The organism is Sulfuritalea sp. (genome assembly GCF_031426875.1).
Lineage (GTDB): Bacteria > Pseudomonadota > Gammaproteobacteria > Burkholderiales > Rhodocyclaceae > Sulfuritalea.
In genome coordinates this window covers 98,149-111,803 of the sequence record NZ_JASJPC010000012.1, presented here as the reverse complement: position 1 = coordinate 111,803, position 13,655 = coordinate 98,149, and the positions used below count along the sequence as shown (strand labels likewise).

Genomic DNA, 13,655 nt, shown 5'->3' with positions numbered 1-13,655 from the left:
GGCCGTGGAGGACAAGGTTCATGAACAGGAAATTTCTGCTGGTGCATGCCCTGGCGACCTTGTCGCTCGGCGCCTGCGGTGAAATGGCCACGCTGCCGATCGCCGCCGGCACCGGACCGCAACCGACGCTGCCGGCGCCACAGCAAACGCTGATTCCAACCGTGAATATCGCGCCGGCGATCGGCTGGCCGGCCGGCGTCACGCCGCAGGCGGCAGCCGGCACCCGCGTCGCCGCCTTCGCCCGCGACCTCGACCATCCGCGCTGGCTGTATGTGCTGCCCAACGGCGACGTGCTGGTGGCCGAAACCAATGCCCCCGCCGCGCCCGAAGCCGACCAGGGCATCAAGGCCTGGGTGGCCGGCCTGGTGATGAAGCGCGCCGGCGCCGCCGTGCCCAGCGCCAACCGCATCACGCTGTTGCGCGACACCGATGGCGACGGCATTGCCGATCTGCGCGCGGTGCTGCTGGCCGGCCTCAATTCGCCCTTCGGCATGGCGCTGGTCGGCGACAGCCTCTACGTGGCCAACGCCGACGCGGTGCTGCACTTTCCGTATGCGGCGGGTCAAACGCGCATCACCGCGCCCGGCACGCGGCTGGTCGCACTGCCGGGCGGGCCGATCAACCACCACTGGACCAAGAACTTGATCGCGAGCCGCGACGGCACCCGGCTCTACGTGAGCGTTGGCTCGAATAGCAATGCGGCCGAGCGCGGCATGGATGTCGAAACCGGACGCGCCGCCGTCTGGGAGGTGGACCTCAGGAGCGGCGCACACCGCATTTTCGCCTCTGGCCTGCGCAATCCCGTCGGCATGGCCTGGGAGCCCGACAGCGGCGCCTTGTGGACCTCGGTAAATGAGCGCGACGAGCTCGGCAGTGACCTGGTGCCCGACTACATGACCTCGCTGCAGGACGGCGGCTTCTACGGCTGGCCCTACAGCTACTACGGCCAGCATGTCGACGTCCGCGTGAACCCGCCACGGCCGGAGCTGGTGGCCCGCGCCATAGTTCCCGACTACGCCCTCGGCCCGCACACCGCCTCGCTCGGCCTGGCCTCCGCGGCCGGCGCCGCGCTGGGGCCGGCTCTTGCCAAGGGCATGTTCGTCGGCCAGCACGGCTCCTGGAACCGCCGCCCGCACAGCGGCTACAAGGTGATCTTCGTCCCCTTCGCCAAGGGCAAGCCGGCCGCTGCGCCGCTCGATGTGCTGACCGGATTTCTCAGCGAGGACGGCAAGGCCTACGGCCGCCCGGTCGGCGTCGCCATCGACCGCCACGGCGCCCTGCTGGTCGCCGACGACGTCGGCAACGTGGTCTGGCGCGTCAGCGCTGCCGAGCCGGATGGACGCAAACCATGATTTTCCGCCAGTTGTTCGAGCCGCTGTCCAGCACCTATACCTACCTGCTCGGCTGCAGCGAAACCGGCCAGGCGGTATTGATCGATCCGGTCATCGTCGCCGTCGAGCGCGACCTGGCCGAACTCGGCCGCCTCGGGCTGCGCCTGGCCTTCACCGTGGAAACCCACATCCACGCCGACCACATCACGGCCGCGCTGGAACTGAAAAAGCGCAGTGGCAGCCGGATCGCCGCGCCGGCCTGCGACCGTCTGCCCTGCGCCGACCTCGGCATCGAAGCGGGCAAACCGTTGCAATTCGGCGGCATCGAACTGCAGCCCTTGCACACGCCGGGACACACCGCCGGCCACTTTTGCTACCTGGCCGCCGACCGCGTGTTCACCGGCGATGCGCTGCTGATCGACGGCTGCGGCCGTACCGACTTCCAGGACGGCGATGCCGATGCCCTGTACCGCAGCGTGCACGAGAAACTCTTCGTGCTGGCCGACGAGATCCTGGTGTATCCGGCACACGACTACAAGGGCCGCCACGTTTCCTCCATCGCGCAGGAAAGGCAGGGCAATGCGCGGCTCGGCGGCGAGCGCAGCCTGGAAGGGTTCAGAAAGCTGATGGCCGACCTGAAACTGCCCTATCCCGATTTCATCGACTATGCCGTGCCCGGCAACCGGCTCTGCGGCGTCTGCCCCGGCGAGCTGCCCGATGAGCTGGAAAAGTACTGCCGGCAGATGACGTCGAGCCCGCAGGGCTGACTTCCGCCCGCGTCAGGCGGGTACACCCGGGAACGAGTAGCGCAGATACAGGTGGCTGCCGCCGCGGCGCAGGTCGGTGAGGCGGCCCCACAGCGCGTCGTCCGGCGCGAAGGTGCGGCCCATGACCAGGCTGAGCCGCCGGTCATCGGCAGCGCGCCCGGCAATCTGCGGCGCGAGCGTGAGGAACTGTTCGTCGATCAGGCGCGCGGCGTAGAAGTCGCCGAGCAGGCGCGGCCCGCCCTCGACCAGAATCCGTCGGGCGGGGCGCACCCGGCATACCGCGTCGAGAATCGCCGGCGCCGGGATCGCGCGCCCGCTGCGACCCGGCGTGCGGATCGTGCGGATCGCGCGGATCTCCACCGAAGCGGGCACAGCCTGCCGCAGCAAGTGCTTCGCACCCGCGGTCGTGGTCAGGATCAGGGCCTGCACCTTGCCCGCAGCGAATACGGGCAGGCCCAAGTCCAGCGTTCCGCTGCCGCTGACGATGACATGCAGTGGTGTCTCGCTGCTGCCCAGCGCCGCGCTGAGTTGCCGGTAGTCTTCTGCAAGGCTGGGAAAGATCGCCGCGGCGGTCCACAGGTGCCGACTGTCGGCACCCAGCGTGCCGGCGCCGATGATCACCACATCGGCCAGGGCGCGCAACAGACCCATCACCATGCGGTCCTGGGCGTTGAAGCCGCTGATGTCGCCGCCGCTGGCGTGGCCCGTTTCATTGAGCGAGACGACGCCATCGAGCGTCGTTACAAAATTGCTGAAGACGCAGGGGCGCCCACGCTGCGACGGGACGCGCAGGCTGCCGTAAAGGCGTTCCAGCCTGGGCGGCAGCGCCACCCGCTGGCCGCACCGGGTTGCCAGCAGCGTCGTCAGCGGCGCGGGCACCGCGGTGGCAGGCCGGGGCAACGAGGCCTCAGCGCAGTCCGAAAAAGGACAGGACCGCCAGGACGACGACGACCAGGCCAACGATGTAAATGATGCTGTTCATGAGATTGTCTCCATAGGTCGCGTGAGCGCATCGGATGCCGAGGGCACCGCCGTTCACGGATTCGACACTACGCGTCGCGGGGCGCGGGCACTGTACGTTGCCGCACCCCGGTCCGGACGCAAAGCCGGCGCCGGATCGGTGCCTGAAGGCGGCGCGCCATCCGATGAATCTTGCCTGGCCGATTACCGGGCGAATTACCCGGTCATCCGGCGAGTCGATATGTTCGACAGCAGACATATCGAGCACGCCATTGCGGGTAGCCTGCGGATTGGACTGCTTCCCTTTCGGGTTGCCGGCCAGTCGCCGAAGGAAATGCCAATGAGCCTCAAACTCGTCACACTCGTCGCCCACGACGGGAGAGCACTGATCAAGGTCAATCCGCTCCGGGTGAATTACTTAGTATCCCTGGAGCAGGCGCTCAGCGCTGTCTAGGCCCCGAAATGGACACCCGCACGATCATCTTCTACGTGGCACTCCTGCTCATTGTCGGCACTGTTGCCGAGCTCTACGTGCGCATCATGGGGATAGGCGGAAATGTCGAGAAACTGCGCGGCGTCGTCGTGCCCAAAAAGCCGATACTGAGCCCTCCCGTCCTGCTCCTGATCGCCGCCGTCATCGCCGCCGTCGTGACCCTTCCGCGCTGATCGATCCGACCGGCGGTCGCCATGGCCCGGTCGTCGATGGGCGCCTGCAACGCCGTATCGCCAGCGCCAACTTTCGACCAGAGACCCGCAGTTCAACCAGACAACCCGGACCGAAAACCCATGAAACCGATCTCCGCCGCACTACTGCTGTTCGCCCTGGCCTGGTTGCCGCCGGCCCTGGCGATGGACCCCTGCGATTGCAGGGGCTACACCGGCCAGGGCGGCGCCTGCGATTCCGGATTGGGCGGAGCGGCCTACTCCGGACCCGGCGGACCAGCTTCCGCCGGCCATGAAGGCCCCTGCTATGCCGGACAGGGCGGCCCGCGCTATGCCGGACCGGGCGGCCCTCTTTACGCCGGACAGGGCGGCCCGCGCTATGCCGGTCCCGGTGGAGCGGCCTATGCCGGACCGGGCGGACCGGCGGATTCCGCGCCCGGCGGGCCGGCCCACGCTGGACCTACGGGGCCTGCCTACGCAGGGCCCGGCGGCGCCTGCTATGCCGGACCGGGCGGGCCGTGCTACGCCGGTCCCGGCGGCACCGGCCACGGCTGTGCCTCAGTCTGCCGTCGATGAGTCGTCGGCACCGGCACCACCCGGCGCCGCTTCCCGGCCCTGCTTCTGCCTGAGCCTTTGGTTCTTGTCGTCGTTGGCGAAAACGAAGCGGCCATGCAGCACACAGCCCTTCATGCCCGGGTCGCAACGCAGGTGATTGACCTTCGAGCACAGGTCGTCGGTTTCGTGTGGGCAACCCCATGAGCCGGCCATGATTCGTCCTGCAGGATTGATATCCGAAAAAGCATAGCACGCGAAACCGCGTTTGCCGCCCCCTGCGCCGGATGCCGCTTGCCGCGGCTGCCCGGCGGCTTTGCGCTAGATCAAAACTCCGCGATTGACAGCCCTCTCAAGACCACAATAAGTGTATGGTTTTGATTCCAATCGGCCACGGAAACAAGGCAATGAATAAACATCGGTGGGATATTTTTCGCTCGTCCGCCGTAATTCACTATGCGCTGTTCGCCGCGGTCGCCTGGATGGCGATTTCGGCCGGGTCGATAGCCTGGTACCTGCAGGACAGCGACCGCCAGGTGCTCGAAATCGCCCACCACGAGGCCTCCGCGTATATCGGCAAGGATCTGGCCTTCCGCGCCTGGGCCACGTCCCATGGCGGGGTGTATGTGCCGCCGACCGAGAAGACGCCGCCCAATCCCTACCTTGCGGGCACGCCGGATCGCGACGTGGTGACGACCACCGGCATAAAGCTGACGCTGATGAATCCGGCCTACATGCTGCGCCAAGTGCAGACGCATTTCGCCGGGCCGTTCGGCGAAAAAGGGCGCATCGTCAGCTTGCGCCCGCTCAATCCCATCAACACGCCGGATCAATGGGAACACGCGGCACTGCTGCGCTTCGAAGCGGGCGCGCAGGAGGTGTCGGCGGTCGATAAGCTCGGCGGCGTGCCGCACCTGCGCGTGATGAAGCCCATCTACACCGTGCAGGGCTGCCTGAAATGTCACGGCCACCAGGGCTACAAAGTCGGTGAAGTGCGCGGCGGAATCGTCGTCTCGCTGTCCCTGGAACCCTTCTACGAGGCCGCCAGCCAGACCAAACGGCATCTGCTGGTCAGCCATTCCGCCGGCTGGCTGATCGGCCTGCTGGCGATCGGCCTGGTGGCGATACGCAGCCATCGGCGCGAACTCGAACGCGAGGCGGCGGAAGACGTCCTGCGCCACAGCGAATCCAGCCTGGCGGAAGCCCAGCGCATCGCCCATCTGGGCAATTGGGAACTCGACCTGGTCGGCAACGTGCTGACCAGGTCGCCGGAGATATTTCGGATATTCGAAATCGACCCGGCGAAATTCGGCGCCTCCTATGAAGCCTTTCTCGCAGCAGTCCATCCCGACGACCGGGCGATGGTCAATCAGTCCTTCACCGAGTCCGTGGCCAACCGGCAACCCTATGACATCGTGCATCGCCTGCTGATGCAGGACGGCCGCGTCAAGTACGTCAATGAAAAATGCGAGACCCACTATGCGACGGACGGCAGGCCGATACGCTCGCTGGGCACGGTGCATGACATCACCGAGCGCCAGCGCGCCGAAGAGCAGGTCCGCGCCCTCAACCAGGAACTGGAGCAGCGGGTCGCGGCGCGCACCACTCAACTGGAAGCCGCCAACAAGGAACTTGAGGCCTTCGCCTTTTCCGTCTCGCACGACCTGCGGGCGCCCTTGCGCGCCATCGACGGCTTCTCGCGCATCCTGGTCGAGGATTACGAACACACGCTCGATGACGAAGCCCGGCGCCTGCTCGGCGTGGTGCGCGAGAACAGCCAGCGCATGGGCCAGCTGATCGACGACATACTGAGCTTCTCGCGCATGAGCCGCCGCGACATGGGCTTCAGCGACTTCGACCTGGCGCTGCTGGCGCAATCGGTTTTCGACGAGCAGCAGGCCGCGGTTCCCGAACGCCGACTGCTGCTGAAGCTCGGCGAACTGCCCAGGGCGCGCGGCGATCGGGCGATGATCCGGCAGGTGCTGACGAACCTGATTGCGAACGCGATCAAATTCACCGCGCCGCGCCCGGAGGCCCTGATCGAAATCGCCGGCGACAACGCGAGCGGCAGCGATGAAAACCACTACTGGGTGCGCGACAACGGCGTCGGCTTCGACATGCAATACGTCGACAAGCTGTTCGGCGCCTTCCAGCGCCTGCACAGCACGGAACAGTTCGAGGGGACCGGCATCGGCCTGGCCATCGTCAAGCGCGTCGTCGCCCGCCACGGCGGACGGGTCTGGGCCGAAGGCCGGGTCAATGAAGGTGCGGCGATCCATTTCACCTTGCCGCGCGGCAAGGCACCGGAGCAGCCGGCGCGACCATGGTGACGCCGACAATATCGGCCAAGGGCAGACCGCGCCTTGCCGACCGCGCAATATCGTCCGCCGCCTTCGTCAAGTGGATGCAGGCGGGATTTGCACTGATCAACCTGCTGGTGTTCGGCGTCGTGGCCGCTTCGCTCTATGAAAGTCATGCGGAGTCGCAGCAGCGGGCCGAGCTCACCGCGCAGAACCTGTCGGACCTGCTGGCGCAGGGCATCGCCGGCGACATCGACAGAATCGACCTGGCACTGCTTTCTGCGGTTGACGAAGTGCAACGCCAGCTAGCCGCAGGCGGCATCGACGGCCCGGCGCTGAATGCCTTCCTGGCGCGACAGCAGGGGCGCCTGCCCGAGATTTTCAGCCTGCGCACGACCGATGCCGACGGCATTATCACGCATGGAACCGGAGTAAACCCGACGGCCCGGCACGGCAATGCGGACCGCGAGCACTTCGTCCGCCAGCGCGACAATCCGGGAACCGGACTGGTGATTGCCAGCCCGGCATTGACGCGCCTCGACCAACGCTGGGCAGTGCCCCTGTCGCGCGCCTTCGATCTGCCGGACGGATCCTTCGGCGGCGTGGTCTATGCCAATCTTTCGCTGGATCACCTGGCCAACACGCTTGCCGCCATCGATGTCGGCCGGCGCGGATCAACCACCCTGCGCGACAAGGATCTGAGGATTTTCGCGCTCTCGCCGGTTCCCGCGAACATCGACCAGGTCGCAGGTAGAAAGCTCGCCATGCCGGAATTGGAGGCACTGATCCAGGCCGGCAGGGATGCCGGCAGCTATATTTCGGCGCACACGGTCGATGGCGTCGAACGGAAATTTGCCGTGCGCCGCGTCGCCGGTTTCCCCCTCTATGTCGTCGTCGGCAGGTCCACCGACGAATACATGGCGCAGTGGCGGAATCAGGCGACCAACACCGCGGCGATGGTCGCGCTGTTTTTCCTGACGACGCTGATTTCGTCCTGGCTGATCTACCGCAACTGGAAACACCACCAGGCCGCCACGCTGGAACTGGCGCGCGAGGAGGAAAAATTCCATACCGTCGCCGACTACACCTACGACTGGGAATACTGGGAAGGCCCGGGCGGGGAAATACTGTTCATGTCGCCCTCGTGCGAGCGGGTGACGGGATATTCCCCGGCCGAGTTCCTGGCGCAGCCGGATCTGCTCTACCGAATCATCCATCCCGATGATGCTCACCTGATGGCCGGCCATCGGAGCGACATCGCCGCCCAGGACGAAGCCGGGGTGGATTTCCGCATCGTGCGCCGCGACGGTGAGGTCCGCTGGATCGGCCACGGCTGCCGGGCCGTGTTCGGGTGCGACGGCAAGTTCATGGGGCGCCGCGCCAACAACCGGGACATCACCGAACGCGTCCAGGCCGAGGCCACGGTGCGTCAGTTGAACGCCGAGCTCGAACAGCGCGTGGCGAGGCGCACTGCCGAGCTGGAGGCCGCCAACAAGGAGCTCGAGGACTTTTCGTACTCGATTTCCCACGATTTGCGCACACCCTTGCGTGCGATTGCCGGATTCGCCCGCATCCTGGTCGATGAACATGCCGCCACTCTCGACAGCGAAGGTCTGCGTCTGCTCGACGTGGTCCAGGTCAATACCGTGCGCATGGGCCGTTTGATCGATGAATTGCTCGAGTTTCTGCGCCTCGGTCGACGGCCGATGAATTTCGGGCCGGTGGACGTCGCGCAACTGGTCCTGGAAATTTTCAGGGAACTGCGGGCCTCGGTGCCCGACCGCGAGCTGCAGCTGGTGCTGAAGAATCCGCCGCCGCTGTGGGGCGACCGCACCATGATCCGCCGCCTGCTGACGAACCTGCTCTCGAATGCGGTCAAGTTCACCCAGCCGCGGCCACAGGCGGTGATCGAAGTCGGCGGCAAGATCGAGGGCGATCAGGTCCTCTACTATGTCAAGGACAATGGCGTGGGCTTCGACATGCAATACGTAGATAAGCTGTTCCAGGTCTTCGAGCGCGTGCATCCGGTGGGACAGTTCGAAGGCAGCGGCACCGGCCTGGCGATGGTCAGGCGCATCGTCGGCCGCCATGGCGGCCGCGTCTGGGCCGAAGGCCGGGGCGACGTCGGTGCCACCATCAGTTTTACCTTGCCGGCAAGAGAGGTCGCAAATGACTCAACGCAATGACGAAGTGGAAATCCTGCTGGTCGAGGACACGGCAGCCGACGCCGAACTGACCATCCGCGCCCTGAAGAAGAGCTGTCTGGTGAATAACCTGGTCTGGGTCAAGGACGGTGCCGAGGCACTCGATTTCCTGTTCGCCACCGGTGCCTACGCCGAACGCGACACGGCCCAACAGCCCAGGGTGGTCCTGCTCGATCTGCGCCTGCCGCGCATCAGCGGCGTCGAGGTGCTGCGGCGGCTGAAGAACGACGAGCGCACGCGGACGATTCCGGTGGTGGTGCTGACTTCCTCGAAGGAGGACGTCGACATCGAGGAGTGCTACCGGCTCGGCGTCAACAGCTACATCACCAAGCCCGTGGCCTTCGACGAGTTCGTCAAGGTGGTGGGCGAACTGGGCCTTTACTGGCTGCTGCTGAACAAGATTCCCAACGAGTGAGCCGCAATGACAGAAGGACTGAAAATTCTGCTGCTGGAAGACGAACCGATCGACGCCGAGTTGGCGACGCGCGCACTGCACAAGGCCGGCATCGAGTTCTCGCCCTTGCGGGTGGAAACCCGGGATGCGTTCGTCGCGGCGCTGAAGGATTTCCGCCCCGACATCGTCCTCGCCGACTATCGGCTGCCGGCCTTCGACGGCCTGGAAGCGCTGGCCATCGCGGTGGATCAGGCGCCGGACGTGCCGTTCATTTTCGTCTCCGGCGCCATGGGCGAGGAATTCGCCATCGAGACCCTGCATCAGGGCGCGGCGGACTATGTCATCAAGGACCGCCTCGGCAAGCTCGCGCCGGCGGTCAGCCGGGCCTTGCAGGAAGCGGCGGAGCGCCGCCTGCGCCGCCGCGCCGAGGCCGAGCTGGCGGCGAGCGAGGAGCGTTTTCGCAAAATCGCCGAATCGGCGCAGGACGGCCTGATCACGGTCGACCAGGGCGAGTCGATCACCTACTGGAACCCTGCGGCGGAACGCATGTTCGGTTACAGCGCGGCGGAAGCCGTCGGCCGCAACCTGCATCGACTGCTGGCGCCGGCGCGCTACCGGCAGGCCATACAGCAGGGCTGGGACCGCTTCTGCGAAACCGGCCAGGGGCCGGTGGTCGGTCACACCCTGGAAATGTCAGGCCAGCGCAAGAACGGCGAAGAGTTTCCGGTCGAATTGTCGATTTCCTCGGTGGCGATCGACGGGCACTGGCACGCCACGGGCATCGTGCGCGACATTTCCGAACGCCACCGAGCCGAGGCATTGCGCCGCGAACTGGCCGCCATCGTCGAATCCTCGGAAGACGCCATCATCGGCAAGGCGGCGGACGGGCGCATCACGACCTGGAACAGCGGCGCCGAGAAAATGTACGGCTACGCCGCCGCAGATATCGTCGGCAAGCAGGTGAATCAACTGGCGCCGGACGATCGTCAGCAGGAGGTGGTCGATCTGCTCGACGCGGTCAGGAGCGGCAAGAGCGTCGCGCATTACGAAACCGTGCGCATCCGCAGCGATGGCCGCCTGATCGAGGTATCGCTGTCGCTGTCGCCGATCCGCGACTCATCGGGAACGATCAGCGGCGTGTCGACGATCGCGCGCGACATCACGGCACGCAAGGCCGCCGAGCGCGCGATCCAGCGCAGCAACCGCTTCCTGCGCACCCTCAGCCGCTGCAATGAAACCCTGGTCCATGCCACCGAGGAAATGACCCTGCTGGAAGACATGTGCCGAGTCGTGGTCGAGGCGGGCGGTTTCCCGATGGCCTGGGTGGCCTATGTCGAACACGACGCCGCCAGGTCCGTCAGGCCGGTGGCGCAGTTCGGCGAGCGCGCCGCCGACTATGTGAATGCCCTGCACCTGACCTGGGCCGACTGCGAACGCGGGCAGGGGCCGACCGGCAGGGCCGTGCGTAGCGGCCAGGTCCAGGTCGCCACCGATATCGCCACCGACGCCAACTTCGCCCCATGGCGTTCGCCGGCGCTGGAGTTCGGTTACCGTTCGAGCGTCGCCCTGCCGCTCAAGGCGGATCAGCAAGTGATAGGCACGCTCAACATCTACGCGGCCGAGGCCGGGGTGTTCGGCGAGGAGGAACTCGGCCTGCTCGCCGAACTCGCCGCCGACCTTGCCTTCGGCATTGTCACGGTGCGTGGCCGCGCCGCGCAGCGCGACAGCGCGCTCAAGCTCGAACACGCCCTGGAGGACACGATCCAGGCCATCGCCACGACGATAGAGGCGCGCGACCCCTACACGGCGGGGCACCAGCAACGGGTCAGCCTGCTGGCGACCGCGATCGCCCGCGAAATGGGGGTCGCCGACGCCGTCGTGGCCGGGGTCCAGCGCGGCGCGGTGATTCACGACATCGGCAAGGTCTATGTTCCGGCGGAGATCCTGAACCGTCCCGGGAAACTCAGCGACATCGAGTTCTCGCTGATCAGGACCCATTCCCAGGTCGGCTACGACATCATCAAGGACATCGATTTTCCCTGGCCCATCGCCAATATCATTCTCCAGCACCACGAGCGGATGGATGGCAGCGGCTATCCGAACGGACTGAAGGGCGAGGAGATCCTGCTGGAGGCGAGAATCATCGCCGTGGCCGACGTCGTCGAAGCCATGATGAACCACCGCCCCTACCGCGCCGCGCTGGGCCTCGACGCGGCCATCACGGAGATCGAAAGCTGCGCCGGCGGACAGTTCGATCCGCAGGTGGTCGCGGCCTGCGTCCGGGTGATGCGCAGGGGCAATGTGTTTGCCTGACGGCAGCGGGGGGGCGCCGGCGCTAGTCCTCCATGCCGGCCGCGGCGGGCAGCTTCCCGCGCCAGACCGGATCGGCCTGGCGCAAGGCTTCCGTCGCCGCCGGCATGGACAAGGGCCTGGAAAAATAGTGCCCCTGGACATGGGGGCAGCCCATGTCCTTGAGCAACTGCACCTCTTCGGCCGTTTCGGGCCCTTCCGCGATGACGTCCATTTTCAGGGACTGCGCCAGGCTCAGGATGGCGCGCACGATGGCCACGGCCTCGGCCGACTTGCCCAAGTTGCGGATAAAGGACTGGTCGATCTTCAGGATATCGACCGGAAAGCGATGCAGGTAGCTGAGCGAGGAATAGCCGGTGCCGAAATCATCCATGCTGATGCGCACCCCGATGCCCTTCAGCTGCCGCAGCTTCTCGGACGCTGCCGTCACATCGGCCATGAGTATACTTTCCGTGATTTCGAGCTTCAGGTTTGCCGCCGGCAGCCCGCTCCTGCGCAGCGTATCCGCGACTTGCGCTACCAGGTCGTTGTTGCCGAACAGCTGCCGGCTTGAGAGATTCACGCTGATGGTGACGTGACCCAGGTCCGGCCCCAGGCTGCGCCAGCTTGCCAGTTGCCGGCAGGCCTCGAACAGCACCCATTGCCCGATGGCCACGATCAGGCCGGTTTCCTCGGCCAAAGGAATGAACTCGGCAGGCGAAACCGGCCCAAGCTCGGCGTGCTGCCAGCGTATCAGCGCCTCGAAGCCGACCAGTTGCCCCGAGCCGAGTGCGATCACGGGTTGATATTCGAGGTGGAAGGCCTGCTGCTCGACCGCCCGCCGCAAGTCGGCCTCCATTTTCAATTCGGCCACCGCCCTGGCGTGCATGGCCGCATCGAATAGCGAATAACAGGCCTTGCCCTGCGCCTTGGCGCGGTACATGGCGGTATCGGCGTCGCGCAGCAGTTCTTCGGGCTGGGTGTAATGCGGCGAGCTGATGGCCACGCCTATGCTGCCGGACATGGACAGGACGTGCCCGTCGATGGTCAGCGACTTTTCCAGGTCGGCCTGCACCCGCTCGGCGACGCGGATCGCATCGGACTCGCCGGAAATATCGTCCAGCAGCAGGATGAACTCGTCGCCACCGAGCCGCGCCAGCGTGTCCTCGGGCCGGCAGCACAGCGCCAGGCGCCGCCCGCACTCGACGAGAAAGCGGTCGCCGACCATGTGCCCGAGGCTGTCGTTGACGTTCTTGAAGCGATCGAGATCGATGAACAGCACGGCGAACATGTGTTGCGGACGCCGCTGCGCCCGGTCGAGAGCGCGCCGCAGGGACTCCATCAGCAGGGCGCGATTGGGCAGTCCGGTCAGCGAATCGTGCAGTGCGTCGTGCAGCAGTTGCTGCGCGGCGAGCTTGCGGTCATGGATATCGGTCTGCGAGCCGGCCAGCCGCCAGGTCATGCCGTGAGCATCGCGCACGGCGATGCCGCGGCACAGCATCCAGCGATGGCTGCCGTCCTTGTGCAGGATGCGATACTCGGCCACCAGGTGGTCGCTCTGCCCGGCCACGCAACGCCCCAGCCGCTCGCGGAACTCAGGCAGGTCTTCGGCATGGATGCGCTGCAGCCAATCGTTCTCGGTGCTGCCGATCTGATCCTCGGCAAAGCCGAGCATGGCTTTCCAGCGCGGCGAAAAATACACGTGGCGCTGGAGCAGATGCCAGTCCCACAGTCCGTCGTTGGAACCCGCGGCTGCCAGGGCATAGCGCTCCTCGCTGGCGCGCAAGGCTTTTTCGGCCTGCTTGCGTTCCATGGCGTAGCGCATCGCGCGCTGCAGCAGGTTGCTGTCGACATGCCCCTTGACCAGATAGTCCTGGGCGCCGGTCTTGACCGCGCTGAGGGCCAGGATTTCGTCGTCGGTTCCGGTCAGCACGATGATCGGAACCTGGGGCGCCCGCGCGAACACGCTGCTGAACGTGTCGAGACCCAGGCTGTCGGGCAGGGACAGGTCCAGCAGCACCATGCCGATATCGCCCTGGTCCAGGAAGTCCAGTCCGGAGGACAGGCGATCCGCCTGGCGCCACAGGCGGAACTGATCCTGGCTGCTTTCCGCCAGCATCTCCTGGATCAGGCGCGCATCGCCGGGATTGTCCTCGACCAGAAGGACATTCGCCGCGTGGTTCACTGGACTACCC

At 66.1% G+C, this 13,655-nt stretch carries 12 protein-coding genes; 9 read left to right on the top strand and 3 right to left on the bottom strand.

Annotated elements, in window-relative coordinates; all coding sequences use genetic code 11:
- Nucleotides 1-20 precede the first annotated feature (20 nt).
- Nucleotides 21-1,352, top strand: coding sequence for a sorbosone dehydrogenase family protein (locus tag RMO95_RS06185; RefSeq protein WP_310449722.1), 1,332 nt, complete (start codon nucleotides 21-23; stop codon nucleotides 1,350-1,352).
- Entirely contained in the window at nucleotides 1,349-2,098 is a 750-nt protein-coding gene (locus RMO95_RS06180) for an MBL fold metallo-hydrolase (RefSeq protein ID WP_310449721.1), read from the top strand. Before RMO95_RS06185 ends, RMO95_RS06180 begins: the two co-directional genes overlap by 4 nt.
- 12 nt (nucleotides 2,099-2,110) lie before the next feature.
- Here RMO95_RS06180 and RMO95_RS06175 read toward each other — a convergent pair whose 3' ends face one another.
- Nucleotides 2,111-2,998 (bottom strand): dihydrofolate reductase family protein, encoded by an 888-nt coding sequence (locus RMO95_RS06175; RefSeq protein ID WP_310449720.1) that lies wholly within the window; start codon nucleotides 2,996-2,998, stop codon nucleotides 2,111-2,113.
- A 103-nt stretch (nucleotides 2,999-3,101) separates the two neighbouring features.
- Here RMO95_RS06175 and RMO95_RS06170 point away from each other — a divergent pair, with 103 nt between their 5' ends.
- The 3 genes from RMO95_RS06170 (at nucleotide 3,102) to RMO95_RS06160 (ending at nucleotide 4,297) form a co-directional block, all read left to right on the top strand.
- Nucleotides 3,102-3,512 (top strand): hypothetical protein, encoded by a 411-nt coding sequence (locus RMO95_RS06170; RefSeq protein ID WP_310449719.1) that lies wholly within the window; start codon nucleotides 3,102-3,104, stop codon nucleotides 3,510-3,512.
- 8 nt (nucleotides 3,513-3,520) lie between these two features.
- Nucleotides 3,521-3,724 carry a hypothetical protein gene (locus tag RMO95_RS06165; RefSeq protein ID WP_310449718.1) on the top strand — a complete coding sequence of 68 codons (204 nt, stop codon included), beginning with the start codon at nucleotides 3,521-3,523 and terminating at the stop codon, nucleotides 3,722-3,724.
- A 120-nt stretch (nucleotides 3,725-3,844) separates the two neighbouring features.
- Complete coding sequence (locus RMO95_RS06160) at nucleotides 3,845-4,297, top strand: hypothetical protein (protein WP_310449717.1); 453 nt, start codon at nucleotides 3,845-3,847, stop codon at nucleotides 4,295-4,297.
- Here the strand turns inward: RMO95_RS06160 and RMO95_RS06155 are convergent.
- Nucleotides 4,280-4,489 carry a hypothetical protein gene (locus RMO95_RS06155; RefSeq protein ID WP_310449716.1) on the bottom strand — a complete coding sequence of 70 codons (210 nt, stop codon included), beginning with the start codon at nucleotides 4,487-4,489 and terminating at the stop codon, nucleotides 4,280-4,282. The two genes, RMO95_RS06160 and RMO95_RS06155, sit on opposite strands and share 18 nt — an antisense overlap.
- A gap of 191 nt (nucleotides 4,490-4,680) precedes the next feature.
- Here RMO95_RS06155 and RMO95_RS06150 point away from each other — a divergent pair, with 191 nt between their 5' ends.
- Genes RMO95_RS06150 through RMO95_RS06135 form a run of 4 tightly spaced genes read left to right on the top strand, consistent with a single transcriptional unit; the run spans nucleotide 4,681 to nucleotide 11,484 of the window.
- Nucleotides 4,681-6,603, top strand: a complete 1,923-nt coding sequence (locus RMO95_RS06150) for an ATP-binding protein (protein WP_310449715.1) — start codon at nucleotides 4,681-4,683, stop codon at nucleotides 6,601-6,603.
- Nucleotides 6,597-8,759 (top strand): ATP-binding protein, encoded by a 2,163-nt coding sequence (locus RMO95_RS06145; protein ID WP_310449714.1) that lies wholly within the window; start codon nucleotides 6,597-6,599, stop codon nucleotides 8,757-8,759. The genes RMO95_RS06150 and RMO95_RS06145 overlap by 7 nt, the downstream gene beginning before the upstream one ends.
- The gene (locus RMO95_RS06140) at nucleotides 8,743-9,192 is read left to right on the top strand and encodes a response regulator (RefSeq protein WP_310449713.1); all 450 of its coding nucleotides are present in this window, start codon (nucleotides 8,743-8,745) and stop codon (nucleotides 9,190-9,192) included. The genes RMO95_RS06145 and RMO95_RS06140 overlap by 17 nt, the downstream gene beginning before the upstream one ends.
- 6 nt (nucleotides 9,193-9,198) lie before the next feature.
- Complete coding sequence (locus RMO95_RS06135) at nucleotides 9,199-11,484, top strand: PAS domain S-box protein (protein WP_310449712.1); 2,286 nt, start codon at nucleotides 9,199-9,201, stop codon at nucleotides 11,482-11,484.
- Between the two features lie 22 nt (nucleotides 11,485-11,506).
- On the opposite strand, the gene RMO95_RS06130 is transcribed toward RMO95_RS06135, so the two are convergent.
- Complete coding sequence (locus RMO95_RS06130; RefSeq protein ID WP_310449711.1) at nucleotides 11,507-13,645, bottom strand: EAL domain-containing protein; 2,139 nt, start codon at nucleotides 13,643-13,645, stop codon at nucleotides 11,507-11,509.
- Between the last annotated feature and the right edge of the window lie 10 nt (nucleotides 13,646-13,655).

Bases quoted from the DNA above. Each gene is read 5' to 3' on its own strand.
- RMO95_RS06185 (WP_310449722.1), top strand. From the start codon at position 21: ATGAACAGGAAATTTCTGCTGGTGCATGCCCTGGCGACCTTGTCGCTC.
- RMO95_RS06180 (WP_310449721.1), top strand. From the start codon at position 1,349: ATGATTTTCCGCCAGTTGTTCGAGCCGCTGTCCAGCACCTATACCTAC.
- RMO95_RS06165 (WP_310449718.1), top strand. From the start codon at position 3,521: ATGGACACCCGCACGATCATCTTCTACGTGGCACTCCTGCTCATTGTC.
- RMO95_RS06160 (WP_310449717.1), top strand. From the start codon at position 3,845: ATGAAACCGATCTCCGCCGCACTACTGCTGTTCGCCCTGGCCTGGTTG.
- RMO95_RS06155 (WP_310449716.1), bottom strand. From the start codon at position 4,489: ATGGCCGGCTCATGGGGTTGCCCACACGAAACCGACGACCTGTGCTCG.
- RMO95_RS06150 (WP_310449715.1), top strand. From the start codon at position 4,681: ATGAATAAACATCGGTGGGATATTTTTCGCTCGTCCGCCGTAATTCAC.
- RMO95_RS06145 (WP_310449714.1), top strand. From the start codon at position 6,597: ATGGTGACGCCGACAATATCGGCCAAGGGCAGACCGCGCCTTGCCGAC.
- RMO95_RS06140 (WP_310449713.1), top strand. From the start codon at position 8,743: ATGACTCAACGCAATGACGAAGTGGAAATCCTGCTGGTCGAGGACACG.
- RMO95_RS06135 (WP_310449712.1), top strand. From the start codon at position 9,199: ATGACAGAAGGACTGAAAATTCTGCTGCTGGAAGACGAACCGATCGAC.